This is a genomic window from Pseudoalteromonas ardens (assembly GCF_030125445.1).
In the GTDB taxonomy this organism is placed as follows: domain Bacteria; phylum Pseudomonadota; class Gammaproteobacteria; order Enterobacterales; family Alteromonadaceae; genus Pseudoalteromonas; species Pseudoalteromonas ardens.
On record NZ_JASJUV010000001.1, the window covers coordinates 944,790 to 961,228 of the forward strand.

9 protein-coding genes are annotated in these 16,439 nt (G+C 44.9%); 5 read left to right on the forward strand and 4 right to left on the reverse strand.

Features of this window, described 5'->3' with window-relative positions; all coding sequences use genetic code 11:
• Window positions 1-12 precede the first annotated feature (12 nt).
• The 4 genes from QNM19_RS03530 to QNM19_RS03545 all read left to right on the forward strand — a co-directional run bounded on the left by QNM19_RS03530 (window position 13) and on the right by QNM19_RS03545 (window position 11,283).
• Window positions 13-708, forward strand: a complete 696-nt coding sequence (locus QNM19_RS03530) for a response regulator transcription factor (protein WP_010379993.1) — start codon at window positions 13-15, stop codon at window positions 706-708.
• 7 nt (window positions 709-715) lie between these two features.
• A complete protein-coding gene (locus QNM19_RS03535; RefSeq protein ID WP_049864095.1) occupies window positions 716-1,984 on the forward strand; it encodes a sensor histidine kinase in 1,269 nt (422 codons plus the stop codon).
• 437 nt (window positions 1,985-2,421) lie between these two features.
• Window positions 2,422-10,815 (forward strand): Ig-like domain-containing protein, encoded by an 8,394-nt coding sequence (locus tag QNM19_RS03540; protein WP_284026334.1) that lies wholly within the window; start codon window positions 2,422-2,424, stop codon window positions 10,813-10,815.
• On the forward strand, window positions 10,816-11,283 hold the full coding sequence (locus QNM19_RS03545; protein ID WP_049864082.1) for an Imm26 family immunity protein: 468 nt from the start codon (window positions 10,816-10,818) through the stop codon (window positions 11,281-11,283).
• Between the two features lie 94 nt (window positions 11,284-11,377).
• Here the strand turns inward: QNM19_RS03545 and QNM19_RS03550 are convergent, their stop codons facing one another.
• On the reverse strand, window positions 11,378-12,913 hold the full coding sequence (locus QNM19_RS03550) for a basic secretory protein-like protein (protein ID WP_049864083.1): 1,536 nt from the start codon (window positions 12,911-12,913) through the stop codon (window positions 11,378-11,380).
• Window positions 12,914-13,345: 432 nt separating this feature from the next.
• Here QNM19_RS03550 and QNM19_RS03555 point away from each other — a divergent pair, with 432 nt between their 5' ends.
• Entirely contained in the window at window positions 13,346-13,696 is a 351-nt protein-coding gene (locus tag QNM19_RS03555; protein WP_049864084.1) for a hypothetical protein, read from the forward strand.
• 232 nt (window positions 13,697-13,928) lie between these two features.
• Here the strand turns inward: QNM19_RS03555 and QNM19_RS03560 are convergent, their stop codons facing one another.
• The 3 genes from QNM19_RS03560 to QNM19_RS03570 form a co-directional block, all read right to left on the reverse strand.
• The gene (locus tag QNM19_RS03560; RefSeq protein ID WP_049864085.1) at window positions 13,929-14,819 is read right to left on the reverse strand and encodes a sterol desaturase family protein; all 891 of its coding nucleotides are present in this window, start codon (window positions 14,817-14,819) and stop codon (window positions 13,929-13,931) included.
• A gap of 2 nt (window positions 14,820-14,821) precedes the next feature.
• Entirely contained in the window at window positions 14,822-15,421 is a 600-nt protein-coding gene (locus tag QNM19_RS03565) for a hypothetical protein (protein WP_049864086.1), read from the reverse strand.
• Between the two features lie 249 nt (window positions 15,422-15,670).
• Complete coding sequence (locus tag QNM19_RS03570; protein WP_049864087.1) at window positions 15,671-16,249, reverse strand: TetR/AcrR family transcriptional regulator; 579 nt, start codon at window positions 16,247-16,249, stop codon at window positions 15,671-15,673.
• Between the last annotated feature and the right edge of the window lie 190 nt (window positions 16,250-16,439).

Here is a 16,439-nt window from a genome sequence, read left to right on the forward strand (position 1 = left end):
TTGGTGACCAGGATGGCGCAAGTAAAAGTACTTTTAATTGAAGATAATCAGGATCTGAGCCGCAATATCGGCGAATATATTGAATCACAGGGTGCTGTGGTGGACTTTGCACACACCGGGGAGCTGGGTGTGCAGCTCGCACTGGAACAATTTTATGATTGTGTGGTCTTAGATGTGATGCTACCCAAAATGGATGGATTGGCTGTCTGTCAGCAACTGCGCACAGAGGCCAATCGCCATATTCCTATCATTATGCTGACTGCCCGCGATACACTGGATGACAAGCTCAGCGGTTTTTCCCTTGGTGTAGATGACTACCTGACTAAACCGTTTGCGCTTGAAGAGTTGTGGGTTCGCTGCAATGCCCTGGCCAGGCGCCATTTACTCAATAGTGAACACACACTGCGACTGGGGGAAGGTGACAAAGCTTTGTCACTGAATAATCAAACTCAGCACATTGAGCGTGCCGGATCTCCGTTAACGCTGCAACCGATCCCGTTTAAAATTCTGCGTTTGCTCATGGAGCACCACCCCAGGGCGCTGAGTCGCAGCGAGCTGTGCGACAGAATTTGGGGTGACGAGCCGACGGATTCAGATGCGCTGCGCTCTCATATCTACCAGTTACGCAAGGCCATCGATAAGCCATTTTCCAGCCCGATCATCAAAACCATTCACGGTATTGGCTTTGCACTTGATATAGAAGGATAAATTGCCTGTGAGAGCGACTCAGCTGCGCAATCGTATTGTCGGTTTTTTTGTTGGTATTGCCCTGTTCATCAGTGCACTGTTTGGTGCCGCGAGCTTTTTGTTTGCTTACAACATTGAAGACCGGTTTTTTGTCTCTTTGCTGGATGATGAAGCTCAGACTATTGCTATCCAACTTGAAGCGGGCCTCCAGCCCACGCCACGACTGGATTTTATTCGCTATTACCCGGCACATGCGGATTTGCCCAGGGTTGTGCGCGAAGCGCTTGAAGCTGAGCCACACCGTGTCGAATTTAGCGGCGAAGATGTTGCTCACTACCACCTCAAAAAATTGCCTACCGGGTACTTACTGGCGGAGGTCAGTGAGCAGCTGGTGGTGCGTAAAATCAAAGGTGGGATGCTGAAATTTATTCTGGTGTTGTCGGGGGGCGTGCTGGTGCTTGCTTTGGTGCTGGCCTTTGCTTCACTGATCATGGCAAAGCGCCTGGTTAAACCCTTGGATACCTTAGTTAAAATAGTCGAAGATGCGCCCGTTGAGCGTTTACCACAGAATTTCTCGGGGCAGTTTGTGAATGATGAAATTGGCGTATTTGCGAGAACGCTGGAACAGGCTCTGGCAAGAATACGGCGCTTTATCCATCGTGAGCAGGCGTTCACCCGCGATGTCTCACATGAATTAAGAACGCCTGTGGCCATCACACAAAGCTCTCTGACCTTGCTCAGACAGACACCACTTAGCGACAAACAGGCTGAGCTGGTTGGCCGAATTGCAGATGCGCAGCATCAAATCACGCAAAGTCTTGAGGTATTACTGGCACTGGCCCGGGAAGAAACTCTGGTGCACGACAGTGTACGTGTTTTACCTGTGGTTGAGCAGGTCATCTTAGCTCAGGCTGAGAAAATAGCGGGTAAAGAGATTGGAGTAGAGGTAGAAGTACCCGCAAAGCTTGCGTTACCTATTGCCCCAAGTGCGTTACAACTGCTGCTGAATAACCTGATCGGTAATGCGTTTACCCATATTAACAGTGGTGTGGTCACGATCAGTGCCAGCACGCATTCCATTACTGTTGCCGATACCGGCGGCGGAATAGCTCCAGAGCAGTTAAAGACACTGTTTGAAGCGGGTGTGAAAGGCCCGGATAGTAATGGCATGGGTATGGGCCTGTCTATGGTCAAGCGCCTATGTGAAAAACTGAACATTGAACTGAGTGTCACCAGCTCAGACTCTGGCAGTGCGTTTTGTCTGCAATTTACAGAGATTGGTGGCAAAGTTAATTAAGTGAGTTTGTAATTATTTATTCTTTACTCTGGCTTTTTTAAGGTTTTTTTTTAATATTCTATTCTGTTTTTTGATTTTTATTGTCCAGGTAAATGTGTGACAAAGTGAATTTTATTAGATTTTGTTTGTTATATATACAGCTGGTTTCTCTTGTTAATGTAAAATCATCTTTATGATATTACTTAATTTTTTGATTTGTTGTTTTACTTTTTTTATTTAATTATCATTGTCCTTTGTTTTTTAAAGGATTTTTTAAATTTTGTATGATCATTAAATTTTTTGTTTTATTTTTTTTACTTTTCTTTGATTTAATGTGTCAAAGTGCTCTCGCATCTACATCAAACTATATAAAAAAAGAAATATCACTTTCTATTAAAGAAGACGAGTCGTTAGAACTTTCTGTGCAGCGATATGGACTCTATTTCTTAAAAGACTATATGTCTGTTACTTCAAAAAAAGCCATAGGTTCTGCATATGTAGATTATAAGACCTCGCATGTAAGGTACAACCCAAAGTCTGATGCTTGCGGTACCGATACATTTACTGTTTACACCACGATTAATCCAGAAGAAGAGCCGACTCACCAAGGTGCCAAAGCGGGAGAGTTGAAAGTAAATTTAACGGTTACATGTGTTAATGATGCGCCATATATCTCAGCTATTCGAGATGTTGATCTAAAAATCAATGAAGTCGGAGAGCGCTCTTTAGTTTTTCGTGACGCCGAGTCAGCAAGTAACGCTCTGCAAGTCAGAGTAGTGTCCAGCTCAAATACAACTCTGTTACCCTTAAATGGTGTGAGTATTTCAGGCGCTGAGGCAAATCGTTTAATTTCTTTACGTCCCGCTCATAATCAGTATGGCTCTTCTCGTGTGACTATTTCTGTAACAGATGAGCAAGGCGCAAGTTCCACTACTTCTTTTGTGTTAAGAGTAGAAAAACCTACTTATATCACTAGTACAACAACTAAAACTATCAATGAAGACAGTACACTGGAACTCTCCCTTAGTAGTTTTGGGCTAACGTACCTAAAAGACTATTCTACCGCATCACGGCCAAATAATGGCATCGCGTCTTTAAACTCAGGCACAATAAAGTACAAGCCAAACAGTAACTTTTGTGGCTCGGATAGTTTTAACGTGGTTGTCGCGCCAAACTGGGAAGAGGAAGCGTCTCATTCAGGCGCGATTGGAGGCACTGTTACTGTAAGTGTCAATGTTACATGTGTTAACGATGCGCCCGTTTTTGGTACTACTGGTCTGGAAAGCCTGTCTATTGATCAAGGCACTACCCGCTCAATGAGCTTTACGGTAAGTGATGTTGACAACTCAGCGTCTCAGCTTTCGGTATCTGCTGTGTCTAGCTCCAATTCTCAGTTGTTGCCTACAAGTGGTGTGCTGTTGAGCGGCAGTGGCTCAAACAGGGTTGTTCAGCTGGTACCGAATCCAGAAGCTCACGGTAGCAGTAAAATTAAACTCAAAGTGACGGATCCACTGGGCAGCAGCAGTGAGAGAGAGTTTACGTTAACAGTTAATGCAGTTGCAGGCGTTGAACGTAAAATAGCACTGGTGCCTATTATAGTTGATGATATTACGACTTTTATTCCTATCGATCGCTCTCCTGCAGCACCGGAAAAGTTCTCTAATGTTGAACGCGATGGCAAGTATCATATCTCTTGGAATCAAAGTACGGATGCCAATTACTATGTAATTGACCAGCTTATTAACGGAGTATGGGTGACCGTTGGCAGTAAAATAACGGGTAACTCTTTTAGTATTAGCAGCGGGAATGGTGCCAGATTCCGATTTACGGCCTGTAATGACTATGGTTGCTCTAAGTCGGTTGATGTTTATCATTACGTCAGTGCGAATGATGTCGTGTTGTCCGCTATTGAAGATCTGGATAAAGTTATTTTACCCAGCCAGCTTGGGATCCGTTATAACAGAAATTGGACAACTGTTTTTTCAGAATATAACGGCAGTGTAAGTCATGATGTTGTCAATCAAAGGGTGATATTTACACCTAAAGCAAACTTCTGCGGGACAGCTGCATTTCGCGCACAAACGACAATAGAAGATAACCTCGATAGCGGTCAGCACATCCCTGAAATTGATTCTGTTCGGGTTTTGGTGAACGTTGCATGTCAAAACGATGCACCAATGCTGGAAGTTGGCAATGGTGTCACAATGGCGCCCAGCACTCAGGTGATATATTCAGTTTTCGCCCATGATATCGACAGTCAGGACAGCGACCTTAAACTGGAGCTAATTGATATCCCGAGTGTATTAAAGGTACTTGATATTACACGCATTGGATCGCGATTTGATTTGACTCTTCAGTCTGATTTCCTTGCCGTGGGTAATGAAGCATTTACCCTTGCTGTGTCTGATGGCAGTGCGAGGAGCAAAACCCACACGATACCTGTCACTTTTGATTCTACTACTACAGAAACTGACAGCAGTATGCCAATGCACTTTTTACCTGAAAGTGTTTATGAGGGTGAGTTAAAGGGGGAATCAGGCATTGATGGGGGCGCATTCACTTATCGTTTACCATTGCATGTGCCACCTGGCAGAAACGGTATTCAGCCCAATTTATCACTTAACTATAGCAGCCAGTCGGGTAAATCATCGGCAGGGCATGGTTGGTCTTTTAGCGGGGGTGAGGTCATTGCGCGTTGTAGTACCAATTTTAGTATTGATGGCTACCAGAAAAATGTTACATATAACAATGATAAGCTGTGCTTAAACGGGAGCCGGTTGATTCTGGCATCGGGAGTATATGGGCAAAGTGGAGCAACGTATCATCCAGAGCGTAATCCGGGTGTGCATGTTGCTCAATCTGGCAATATGAACTCCAGCACAGCGCAATTTACAGTGACCGATGCTAAAGGAAAAAGAAAGTACTTTGGTCTGTCGACAGACAGTCAGTTTACGCATGCCGGAGCATCATACCCGCACCAGTGGTTACTTGAAAAAGTACAGGATCCCTTCAATAACACAATCCATTATGGGTATACGCTCAAAGGCAGTGAAAGTCTGGGCTATCAAAAACTATTAGCAAGCATTAGCTATACAGGCTTGGGCGATACCCAAGGTGATCGTAAGGTTGAACTAAACTGGCATAACCCCACACACACCCAGTATTTATGGGGTGGCAAGTTTGCAACGGGTGCAAAGCTGGCATATGTAAAAGCATCCGTAAATGGTGGGCAGCAGCGCGTATATAAGCTGGCTTACAGTGATGACAAACTAAGCTCTGTGCGTCTTTGCGACAATACACAGTGTACTACCGAGTTGGCGAAGAAATCGTTCAGCTGGTACAGCTCACAGCATCTTGACTATGTTAAAACACTTGATCATCCGCTTGCTGATTTTACTGATACCCGCCACTTAAAAATGGCTGGTGTGCCTTATTCTTCTGGTACGGATTATAACGGAGATGGTATTGGGGACCTAAAAGCCACCGGAGATATTTATCTGGTTGGTGATGATCATCGCCTTGAGCGAATGAATATATCGCGTTTCCCTGGCTATAAAGCCGCGGTTGGCATTATCCCTGAGGGCGAAGGTTATACAGGCTATCGATACTATCGTAATGAAATGTCGGGACATATAGATTATAACCGAAACGGCATACCTGATGTTATGTATCTCGATGAGCAGATGCACTGGCGTATTGGAGAATATGACTATGTTAATGACACATACACATTACTGTTAGAAACAGGTATCAATGGCAAGTGCCTGGCGGCTGTTCCCGGTCTTTCATTTTCTCACTGTCGCTCTTTTCTGACTGATCTGAACGGTGATGGCTATCAGGACATAGTATCCAAAAACGAAGCCGGATTCAGTTTTCATGTCAGAAATACCGAGAGTGGGCTGCCTGGTCGCGGCTTTAAATACATTGGTAGTACGACCAAGTTCTATAAAAATGGCCCTATCAGTATCGGGTTTGCGGATATCAATGGTGACGGTAAGCAGGATGCTTATAGCACAGAGGCTGCTATCTGGTTTGATCTCGATTTTACAGGTACGCAGCTAAGTGTAGACACTCATGACATGGATGTATTGACTGGTGGTTCGCTTTTTGATCGTAAAAAGCGTGCAATCTGGCTGGACAAGAATGGTGATGGCCTGCTGGATGTGATGATTCTGAACAGAGATGAAGAGGATCGCGATTACTACTGGACATTACGTATTAACGAAGGAAATGGTGTTTTTTCGTCTGCGCTTAACATGGGGTTACGTGAATTCGGCTTCCCTGCGTTGAACTTCCAGGATCAGCAAAATACCTACAATGGGTCTGTACAGAGTTTTGACTTTAACCTTGATGGCGCGGCAGATTTGCTCGTACCTGACCAAGTGTTGGAAAGATATAAATGTTGGGATTTCGCTTCGAATCAGGACTGCTGGCTAACGGCGGAGGAGTCTAATCAGCCACTACCACAGCTGTTTAGTCTGGATGTGTGGCGCTGGAAAGTGCTGATTAGTGAACCTAATGGTGCAGGGTTTACAGAACATCTGCTCCCACAATCTATTCGTGGTGCTTTGAATGGCACTGGGTTTGCTGATGTTAATGGTGATGGTTATCTTGATATTGTTGCAACTGAAGGGTTTGACCCCAAGACGTTTGATTCCGAGTGTGACCAAAATACGAAATTAGAATACGGTCAGGCGCATTGCTATCAGGGCAACAATGCTGGTGTGCATGTTTATCTGTCTCAAGCGAACAATGTTCATTTGCTTAAAGGAGTTCAGAATCAATATGCAACAGAGCTGGAGGTGCAATATAGCCGCCTTGGCCTGAATGCCAATACAGATGCCGGCATTTACACCTCAGAGACTCATGGCTTGGAAAATGCCCGCCATGTACGTGCTGGTGGTGGGTTGACCGTTGTTAAGCAATTGGATAAAGATGCAGGCAATGGGAAGACACTAACGAAGCAATATCACTACGCGAATGGCTTGTTTCATACACAAGGCCGTGGATTCCAGGGCTTTGAGCAAATCACGGAAGTAAATATCACAACGGGCGTTAAGACAGACACGCAGTTTTTTACCGAATTTCCGTTTTCGGGCATGATCAAGTCGAAATCAAAGACACGTCAAAGCGATGGGGCATTGATCTCTCGGTATGACACAACGCAGATTGCGTCGAAGTGGTGTGACTCCGCCCCTGCTGATGTGTATTCTCCGCATGTGGTTGGCTCACGCGAGCGCTCCTATGATCTTGCCTCACAGCAAGTGATCACCGATAAGTCTGCGCAAAGCCACTATTCGTGTTTTGGTGCGTTGAAGTCCAAAACGGTGACGGTGAGTGATGAAACCAGTACTAAAACAAACTTTGTAGAAAGCACCTATGAGTCGGGTAGCATTGCTCATAGTTATGTGAAAGCAAGCTCTAAAAAAGGTCAGGCCAGAAGCTACAAAGGGCAATATGCGCACGATAAGAGCAGTAACAGTTCGGTTTCATATACTGAGTTTTCTAATTTCCAGGGGAACAGAGCCAGAAATATCAAAGTGTGTGGCGCGGTGGCTGACTATAAGATTGGCAAGCTCAGTGAACTTTCGTGCGGCCCAGATAGTAATATCACCAAAATCACGGATCTTGCGTTTGATGGTTACGGCAATACCATTAAAACGACGCACTCACAAAGTGGTCAGGACAGCACCGTTGCTTCGCTTGAAGGGACGCGCTGGCAAAGTGTGGCTTATGACAGCCAAGGTTATTTCCCGCAGACCAGCTATAACAGTCAATGGGGAAGTACGGTTGCTGCACAAACAATCGAATATGATGCTTTTTGGGGTAAACAAACTGCCGTTACAAATGTTAATGGGATTACAACGACCAATCGCTTAGACCTGTTAGGACGTATAACGCGAACTGTCCAGCACAAGGGGAAGCAGTTACTGAGTCAGCCGACCAATTTTGCCTATGCAAACTGCTCGAATGATGCCGATTGCCCGGCTGCAGCGACAACCCAGATCTGGCAAGTACAAGATGGTAGCGTGGTGTCGGTTGTATACCGTGACTCTCTTGGTCGTGAGGTTGGCACTAAGGTGATGCACTCGGCGGATAATATTGCATTTACCGAGCAACGTTATGATGCCGCAGGGAATTTAGTATACAAAAGCCATCCGCATAATAAACAGGACGGCATGATTGGCAGTGAAACCTATCTGGACTTTGATGTTCTGGGCAGACCGGCCAGTAAGCATACCGATGCTGCACCACTACAGTACACCGCTGCCTATCAATATGATGGTTTAACGACCCGTATCGATGTAACACCAGCAGTAGTTGTAGCGGGTGGGGTCGGTAATTTTAGTGTATCCAGAACCTTTAGTGGCAAAGAGCTTGTACATACCGTCGATGCCAATGGTGGCGCAACACGTTTTACCTACCATGCCAATGGTCAGCCAAACTATATAGAGGATGCCAATGGTTCGATACTGCGCGCCAGTTACAATGGTCTGGGCCATAAGGTGGCTATCAGTGACCCCAATATGGGCAGCTGGTCTTATCAATTCAACGTCCTGGGTGAACTGAGAAATCAGACAGATGGCAGAGCCTTTGTCACCAGTTTTAACTATGACAAACTGGGCAGAACCATTAAGCGAGTTGCGGGCAGTGAGATTGCAACCTGGTTGTATGACAGTGAACGCGTTGGACTGGGCTTACTGGATAGCGATGCAACCAATGAGTATTCACGCAGTTACAGCTACAACGCATTATCGCGTGTAGAATCTGAGCTGTTAAAGGTCGGCAACCAAAGCATCAGCCAGAACTATACCTACAACGCATATGGCATGGTTGAGTCAACCAGTTATGGCAACGACTACACCAGCATTGAACATGTTTATACCAACTACGGTAAACCTCATACAGATCTTGAAGTATCCGGCAAAACAACCAAAGCACTGGTGACTTATGATGAGTTCAATGCCCAGGGCAAGCTTGTACAGCAAACTTTTGGTAATGGGTTGATCCAGCGATTGAACTATTATCCAGGTTCATCGCTGATGCAGAGCGTTTGTACCAGCTCAACCGGTGTATGTAGTGGAGAAAACGTACAATATCAAAGTTACACTCATGACGCCTTTGGCAATCTGGTGGGTCGAAATGATATCGCCGGTGGCAGGGATGAGCAATATAGCTATGACTTGCTGCACAGACTGGAGCAGACAACCATCTCCGTCGGTAATATCAGTGTTGATAAAACCTATAGTTATGATGCAGTGGGTAATCTGCTCAGTAAGTCAGACTATGCCAGCGAATATAAGTACGGTAATTCAGAGCGCTCGCTTGGTGGCAATGCCGGACCTAATGCAATTCGCAGCGTGCTGCTTAACAATGGTGTTAATGCGGCCTTTAAATATGATGGTAACGGTAATTTACTGACCTCGACAGATGGCAATTTAGCTATTAGCTACACCCATGCGATGAAGCCATCACAGGTGGTGCGCAACGGCAAGCAGCTGAATTTTGTTTATGATGCGGCGAACAGCAGAATTAAACAAACTCGCTCCGGTGACGGCATAACGGTTTACTACATGAAAGGCTATGAGCTGGAAGTTGGTAAAACGTCGTCGGTTCATAAAGTGTACGTGGGCAACCACAGTATTATTAGTAGCGATGCTAAGGGCGCAAGGATCACCCATACACATGTTGACCGCCTGGGCTCGATCACCAGTCTGTCGTCGGGTGATTTGCACATTAATCACAAAACTGAAAAGCAACTGACGTTACAGCGCCGTAGCTACGATAGTTTTGGTCGGGTGTTTGAAGCTTACAATGATGATACTCTGGGCAGTTTCTTAGTAACACGTCGCGGTTTTACGGGCCATGAGCATTTGCCGGATGTTGGGCTGATCCATATGAATGGCCGTGGGTATGATCCTTTATTAGGACGCTTCTTATCTGTCGATCCCTTCATTCAGAGTCCGACAAATACACAGAGTGTTAACCCATACAGCTATATTTTGAACAATCCGCTGAGCGGCACAGATCCAACTGGGTACACCTATGAAAAAGACTGTGATACCGGGTCTGTTTGTGATGCTACTGAAAAAGCAGATAATAAGGAGGAGAGGATTGATTGTTCAAGAACAGCAGAAAAACTAAAGTGTATGGGTAACCGTTCTAGACTATCTAATGGTCAAAAAAACGATAAGTCTGGTAGTGTTGCACAAGCAATTGTGGGGGAAGGTAGTGCCAACGTAAGTGTTGATGGTAATACGGTAACCCATACAACAGAGCGAGCACTAGAAGACTTTTCACCTGAAGAGTTGAAGGGCACTAACTTCAATATCCTTTGGGAGCAAGATTACTCAGGTGAAGGCGGAACCGAGAGAATGTTTGCCGACTATGAGTACCTCAGTGGTGTTTACGACAAGGTTGTAGCTGACAGGTCTTTGGGTGAGAAGCTGTTTTATGGCGTATTTGGTGACCCCAATGCCCCACAACTTCCGATACGAGGGGCTGGAATTGGAGCAGGTGCCAGGCTTGTAGGCTCTGCTGCTGCAAAATGGTTGAGCAAAGGGCCTAAGAATACAAGTGTGTATCTTGGTATCAGAGGCAGCAAAGATGTCTATGTGGGCATTACTCGTCAAGCTATAAACATAAGGCAAGCTCAGCACGGTTCTAGGTTTACGTTAGAACAGGTAACGAGTTATTCTCTCACAAGAAACCAAGCTAGAGCAGTTGAGCAAGCGTTAATTTTGCGTAATCCTCAATACTTAAATAGAATCAACAGCATCAGTCCTAAGCGGCCCATTTATAACGACGCAGTAAAATGGGGTAATAATTTCCTTAAAGGTATGGGGTTATAAATGACAAACATGAAGGTTTTGAAGAAAACCAAGCAAAAACCAATGCTCGGAGATATTTTTTCATTTCAAATACTAGATGATAAGTTTCATTGGGGACGAGTTGTAAGTTTAACTGCCAATGTTGGGGGCTTTGATAATTGTATACTCATTTATATATATGAAACACAAACTGAAGGGAATGATGAAATTCCCGCACTAACTACATCAGATTTATTGCTCCCTCCAATTGCGACTAATGAATTACCATGGAAAAAAGGGTACTTTAAATTAGTTGATAATATGGAACTTAAAAGCGAAGATTTGCTGTCAGTACATTGTTTTAAAAGCGTGTTAAGGGGAACTTGTTTTGATGACAAGGGTAATCAGCTAGATAAAGCATATGAACCTTGCGGCATCAATGGCTTAGATAGCTATAGAACTATAGATGACAAAGTGAGTGAAGCTATTGGCTTGGAGCTAGCCCCGTAATAAATCCATCGGGAAAACAAGAAAGTAAGAAAGGAATCAAGTAACACAACCCTAAGCCCGAAGCCTACCCAGGCTTCGGGCTTTTTACTATCTGCTAGTACTGAAGCTGCCCACCATTTTGAATAAACTGCACGTAATCCTGCCAGGCTTGCTCTACCCCTATGCCCAATATATCGGTGAAGACACGGTCGAATGACCAGGTGTAGTTGGTGTAATCCACTGCCGACTGGTTAAACTTGCGAATAAACAACGGGTCTTTCTCCTGTTTAATGTAATGCAGGAAGAAGCCGGTGGTGGTGTATCCGCCCAGCCATTTTTTGGGGTTGGTGATGTCTGGTTGTCTGGTTTTATGAAAACCCGCACCAATCCGTACGGCATCTGCCAGGCCTTCGGTATAAGCCCAATAGGGGCCGCCGTCTCCATAGCCATCATGTGTGATTGGAGAGTTGTTGTAGCCATGCGTAACCTCATGGAACAAAATACCATCGATTTCATCGCGGATCGCATTGTCGTCGTTATTTCCATCCCGGTAGACTTTTTCCAGATGCTTCGTACTGACGGCAATGGTCATCTCGCCGGACCCATCCTGGCCGAGTTTATAGGCCACAAAGTCGTTGCCCCAGGCGTCTTTTTCTCTGAGTTCAAAGCGCAGGTGTCTGAAACGTTGCGATTCTTTTGGATCGGTATAGAGCACCTGAGCCACGTCTACGCAGCGATTTGCCATATGGGCAGCCGGGTCGCTGATGATGCGCTTAACCAGTTGCGAACCCGCCGTTTCCGGATTCATATCTACAAAATCAACGACCGGCTTGTCCCAGTTACCGCTGCCATTGTCACTTTCTTCTTTGATGTTGATGGTATAACTGGTGGCAGACCAGCCATAAACAGAGACATACAAATTACTGCCTTGTGCCTGGCATGACTCCGTTGCTGTGGGCGAGGTGCTGGCACACTGATAATTGCTGGTGGTTGGCTGACTGCCCAGGCCGATATACAGGTCGGCATCGCCGCTACCTGAGGTGGTTGCCGATACTTTTCCTGCCACATTGAACGGCCCATAGTGCTGCCAGCTTCCTTTACTGAGCGATTTGCTGTCTGTCAGCGGTAAGGCATCATTGGGTGGCGGTGTTGCGCCACCCAGCAATTCGATTTCTGCAAGCTGCAAAATCCCGGCACCCTGGTTGGCTGTGACATTCAGCTTGTAGTGGCGATAGGCCTGACTGTTAGTGACATTATACTGGCGAGTCTGATAGCGTGCAGAAAAGGTCTGATTGGCTTGTGTATCAAGTTCGTACCAGGTATTGCCATCATTTGAGCCCAGCAATTGCCAGTCTTGTGGGTCTCGGCTTGCCGCATCATTGGCCGAAGTTAGTGTGTAACCCGATACCACCTGAGGGGTACTGAATTGGTAGGCTATCCAGCCTGTAGGCGCGAAAGTCAGCCATTTGCTGTACTGAGAGTCGTCAAATGCCTTAGTTCGTCCTTCGGCTGTGCCGTTTTCCCCACTTGCGGTAATGACACCTCTGTCAGGCTGAGTCAGATCCGAGCTGGCGAAGCTGGTCGGTGCCAGCAGGGCGCTGCTTAGGCATAATGCGAGTGTACTTTTTCTGTAGTTGTGTTGTTTTTTCATCCTGTTGCTCTCTTTTACATGTTGTATCTTTATCGTGTTTTATTTTTTGTATCGTTCCAATTTTAAATATCGAAATAACCTGAAGCTCTCAAGCTTGAGTCATAAATCCTGACATAAAATAGAGTTGGAACGATCTAAATATTGATCTTGTAAGATTGGTTGTCAAATTTATGTAAATATTAAATTGTTTTAAACTTGTACAATTTGGTTATAAGGCAGACAAGTCTTGCCGTGCAGCAGTTGTCGCCGAAAGAGGGGGAACATTCTGGATATTGCTGTTAGGTGAAACCTATTGCTATGGATATGTCATGTACCCAAATTGGTGTGTAAGGGTAAGTTTATGTTATTATTCGCCTTCAGGGAGCACTATGAAGTCTATCGTTGTAGAAAGCTCTTTTTCGTAGCAATCACAATAAAAGCGAAATTGTTAATATGAAATATTTATTCGGTGCGGCGTTGATTCTGACATCCTCTTTGGCAAATGCAGCAGCAGATCAGTGGACAGCTAAGGTTAAAATTGTTGAGCTTTACACAGGATACAAAAGCGGCCACTTTTTATTCAAAACTTCGGGGGCGCACATTAACCCGGCAAACTGTGGTGATACAAGTTTGTACTCGGTAGAAGCTGTAAATGCAGATGTTAAGTCGATATATTCTGCTTTATTGGCCGCTAAAATGTCTAATCAAGATGTTAAGATTGCCATTGCAGGTGATCGTTGTGGTACGTCCTCACTAGATCATGTGAGAAATAAGCCGTCTGTTTCTCGTATTGGCCTTTTCTAAATTAGAAATAGCGCCGATAGCGCCTTTTACTGAAGGCCTACAAAATGTGTAGGCCTTTTTCATATCTAAGGTATTATACGAGTCTTAAAGTTCGTTTCTTCCTTTTGGCCCCTGAATAAACAACGATACTTTCAGGGAAACAGAGGCCAGTCCGAAGTATTTGCATTGATATTACATACAGTAACTCATTGTTCCTGCATTATTCAGAACAGGCAAGCTCAGTGGTCTTTGATTACTCTTTGCTTTTCTGTTCTTGTTGCCATGCCCAGATAGGTGGTTTTATCAGTAACTTAAACCTATATGTCCAGCTTGGTGCTTGGATGAGTTGCCTGAACAACTTTGTATATCCGCTGAAAAAGACAGTGAACGGGTTAACGCTGTTAATTCGTGGAAAAACACCATACTTTACTTCTGCCTCTTCCCTGGCAAAGGTGCCAAAGAGCCTGTCCCAGATTATAAAAATGCCTGCATAGTTTTTATCCAGGTACTGCTTGTTTGTAGCATGATGTACTCTGTGATGAGACGGCGTATTGAAAATAGCTTCTATTGGCCTTGGTAGCTTTTTAACCGTTTCTGTGTGTAACAAAGTCTGGAAGACCTGGACGATCACTTCGGCCAAAAAGATGATAAACGGATGAAAGCCCATAAGCGCAAGCGGCAGGTAGAAAAACAAAGGAAAAAACCAGTCCATAGGGCCGTGCCGATAGGCAACCGAAATATTGAAATGTGGTGAGCTGTGATGGACGGTATGTGTTGCCCAGGCAAAGCCATTCTTATGTAAAAAGCGGTGCTCCCAGTAATAAGCCAGATCGGCCAGTACAATACAGCACAGTATGGTCCAGGGAGTGAGGGGTAAGTCTGTAATTCTAAAATTATCGTATACGTAGAAAAACACACCTACGTAAGTCAGGGCCACAAGGGCGACCATTAACATGAATAGCCCCAAAGTCACAAAGTTTGCAATACTGTCACCAAGCAAGTTTTTAGTGAATTGCTTCTTAAATGCATAACGAAGCATTTCGATGATAAATAGGCTCAGTGCGATCACTAAGAACCATTCATCTATAAAAACTTCCAGCCACCAGACGTCGTCAGCTGACAGGGGAAGGGTGAAAAATTCCATGATTAATCTCCGTATTCTACTAACAGCTCTGAACTTAATACGGCACTGCTTTTCGACAGGTAATGGATCTCTATAACCCTGTTGATTGGTCGGCGGTAATCTATATTTTTCCAGGCGTCAGCAATGTCCTGGGTATTATGATTTTTTCTGGGTAACAGGCGTTCATAACTTGCAGCGCTTAATGTCACCGATTTGTCTGCGGAGGACAGTGCATCTACTGAGTAACCTATGGTTATGGTGGACTGCTCAAAGTTTGCAGAAAAGTCACGGTAAAATACGTAAACGGCTTTGGGTTGCTTTGTTAGTCTGCGATTCAATGACGTATCTGCATTAAAATCTTGCCAAAGTTGCTGTACCTGACTGGTTGGCATAACAGCTGTAGTACCGGAAATTACCAATTTATTCAGCACAATTAGTGGCTTCTCGTGTTGTGTTGACTCTGTTATGGACCCTTGTGCCGCACTTGCTTCCGATGGCGCTTTATCTGTGAACGTATGTTGCACGGAAGAAATGGCCCGGACAGGCATGGGCTGCAATAAGGCAACGCCCCAGAGTGAACAGGCGATGATACCAGTGACGATGAGTGAGCTTGCTAGCTTCATATCTAAATCCAAATACTCGGTGGTGAATGAAGCATAGCCTAAGTTTTGAACTTTAAATTGTCAATATGAAAATTTACTGTTGTATGCGACGCATTAGCCGGAATATGCCAGCCCCAAATGTTGTACCTCGAAAATTTCATTGCTCGCCTGATAAGCGTGTACAAATCACAGCTCAGTAAATTGGTTGGGTTTGGGTCGTTTCAGGCACAACCCTTTTAATGGATTGTGTATCAATGCAATTTGGTACAGTTATGTGAGTGTTGTGCAAAGTAGTTTAGAAGTCGCTTTCAGTTTGTAGACCTGATCGACCAGGGTAAGAGGTAAAAAAGATTCGGATAACAGATAGTTGGCATAAATGCCGTGTGCAACTAACTCAATTTTATCATCACAAGTGTGCTCGTATTCATCGCGTAAAATCTGACAGAGAATCGTGATGAACTCATCCATGATGGCCTCCTGATCCTGCTTAACGGACGGCAGGCGTTTCGCTTCCGAAAATATGGCTTCACCTATAATTGTTGCGTTAACGCGCTCGCGAGAACCTACAGTAAACAGAGCATCTATAATGGATTCCGGTTTGTTTTTTGTAGGTAGCCAGCATAGCAGTTGCTGCCATTGCTGCGAGTATTGGGTGCGTAGCCGGGCGCTTAGTGCGCATATAATATCATCGCGGTTGCCAATGTAGTGGCGTAAAATGGTGCGTTTCACTCCTGCCACCTCCGCGATATTTTCGAGAGATGTTGCCTGGATGCCATATTGTAAAATACAGGTTTCGAGCGCATCCAGTATTTCTTCTTTACGCTGCGCAGCCATGCTTGGTCTGGCCATGCTTTCTCCTCAATTGCTATTTCAGTCACTATATCAACATTAGTATTAATTGTCATGTTGACAATTAATTGAGGTGTAGGTTAAGTTGTAAATTGTCAATTTGAAAATTTACCGTTAGGAAGTACGTGATGTTGCTGAATTTACCCTGGAGCTATTGGCTCGGTTTTGGACTGTTGTTGTGGCTGTTTTA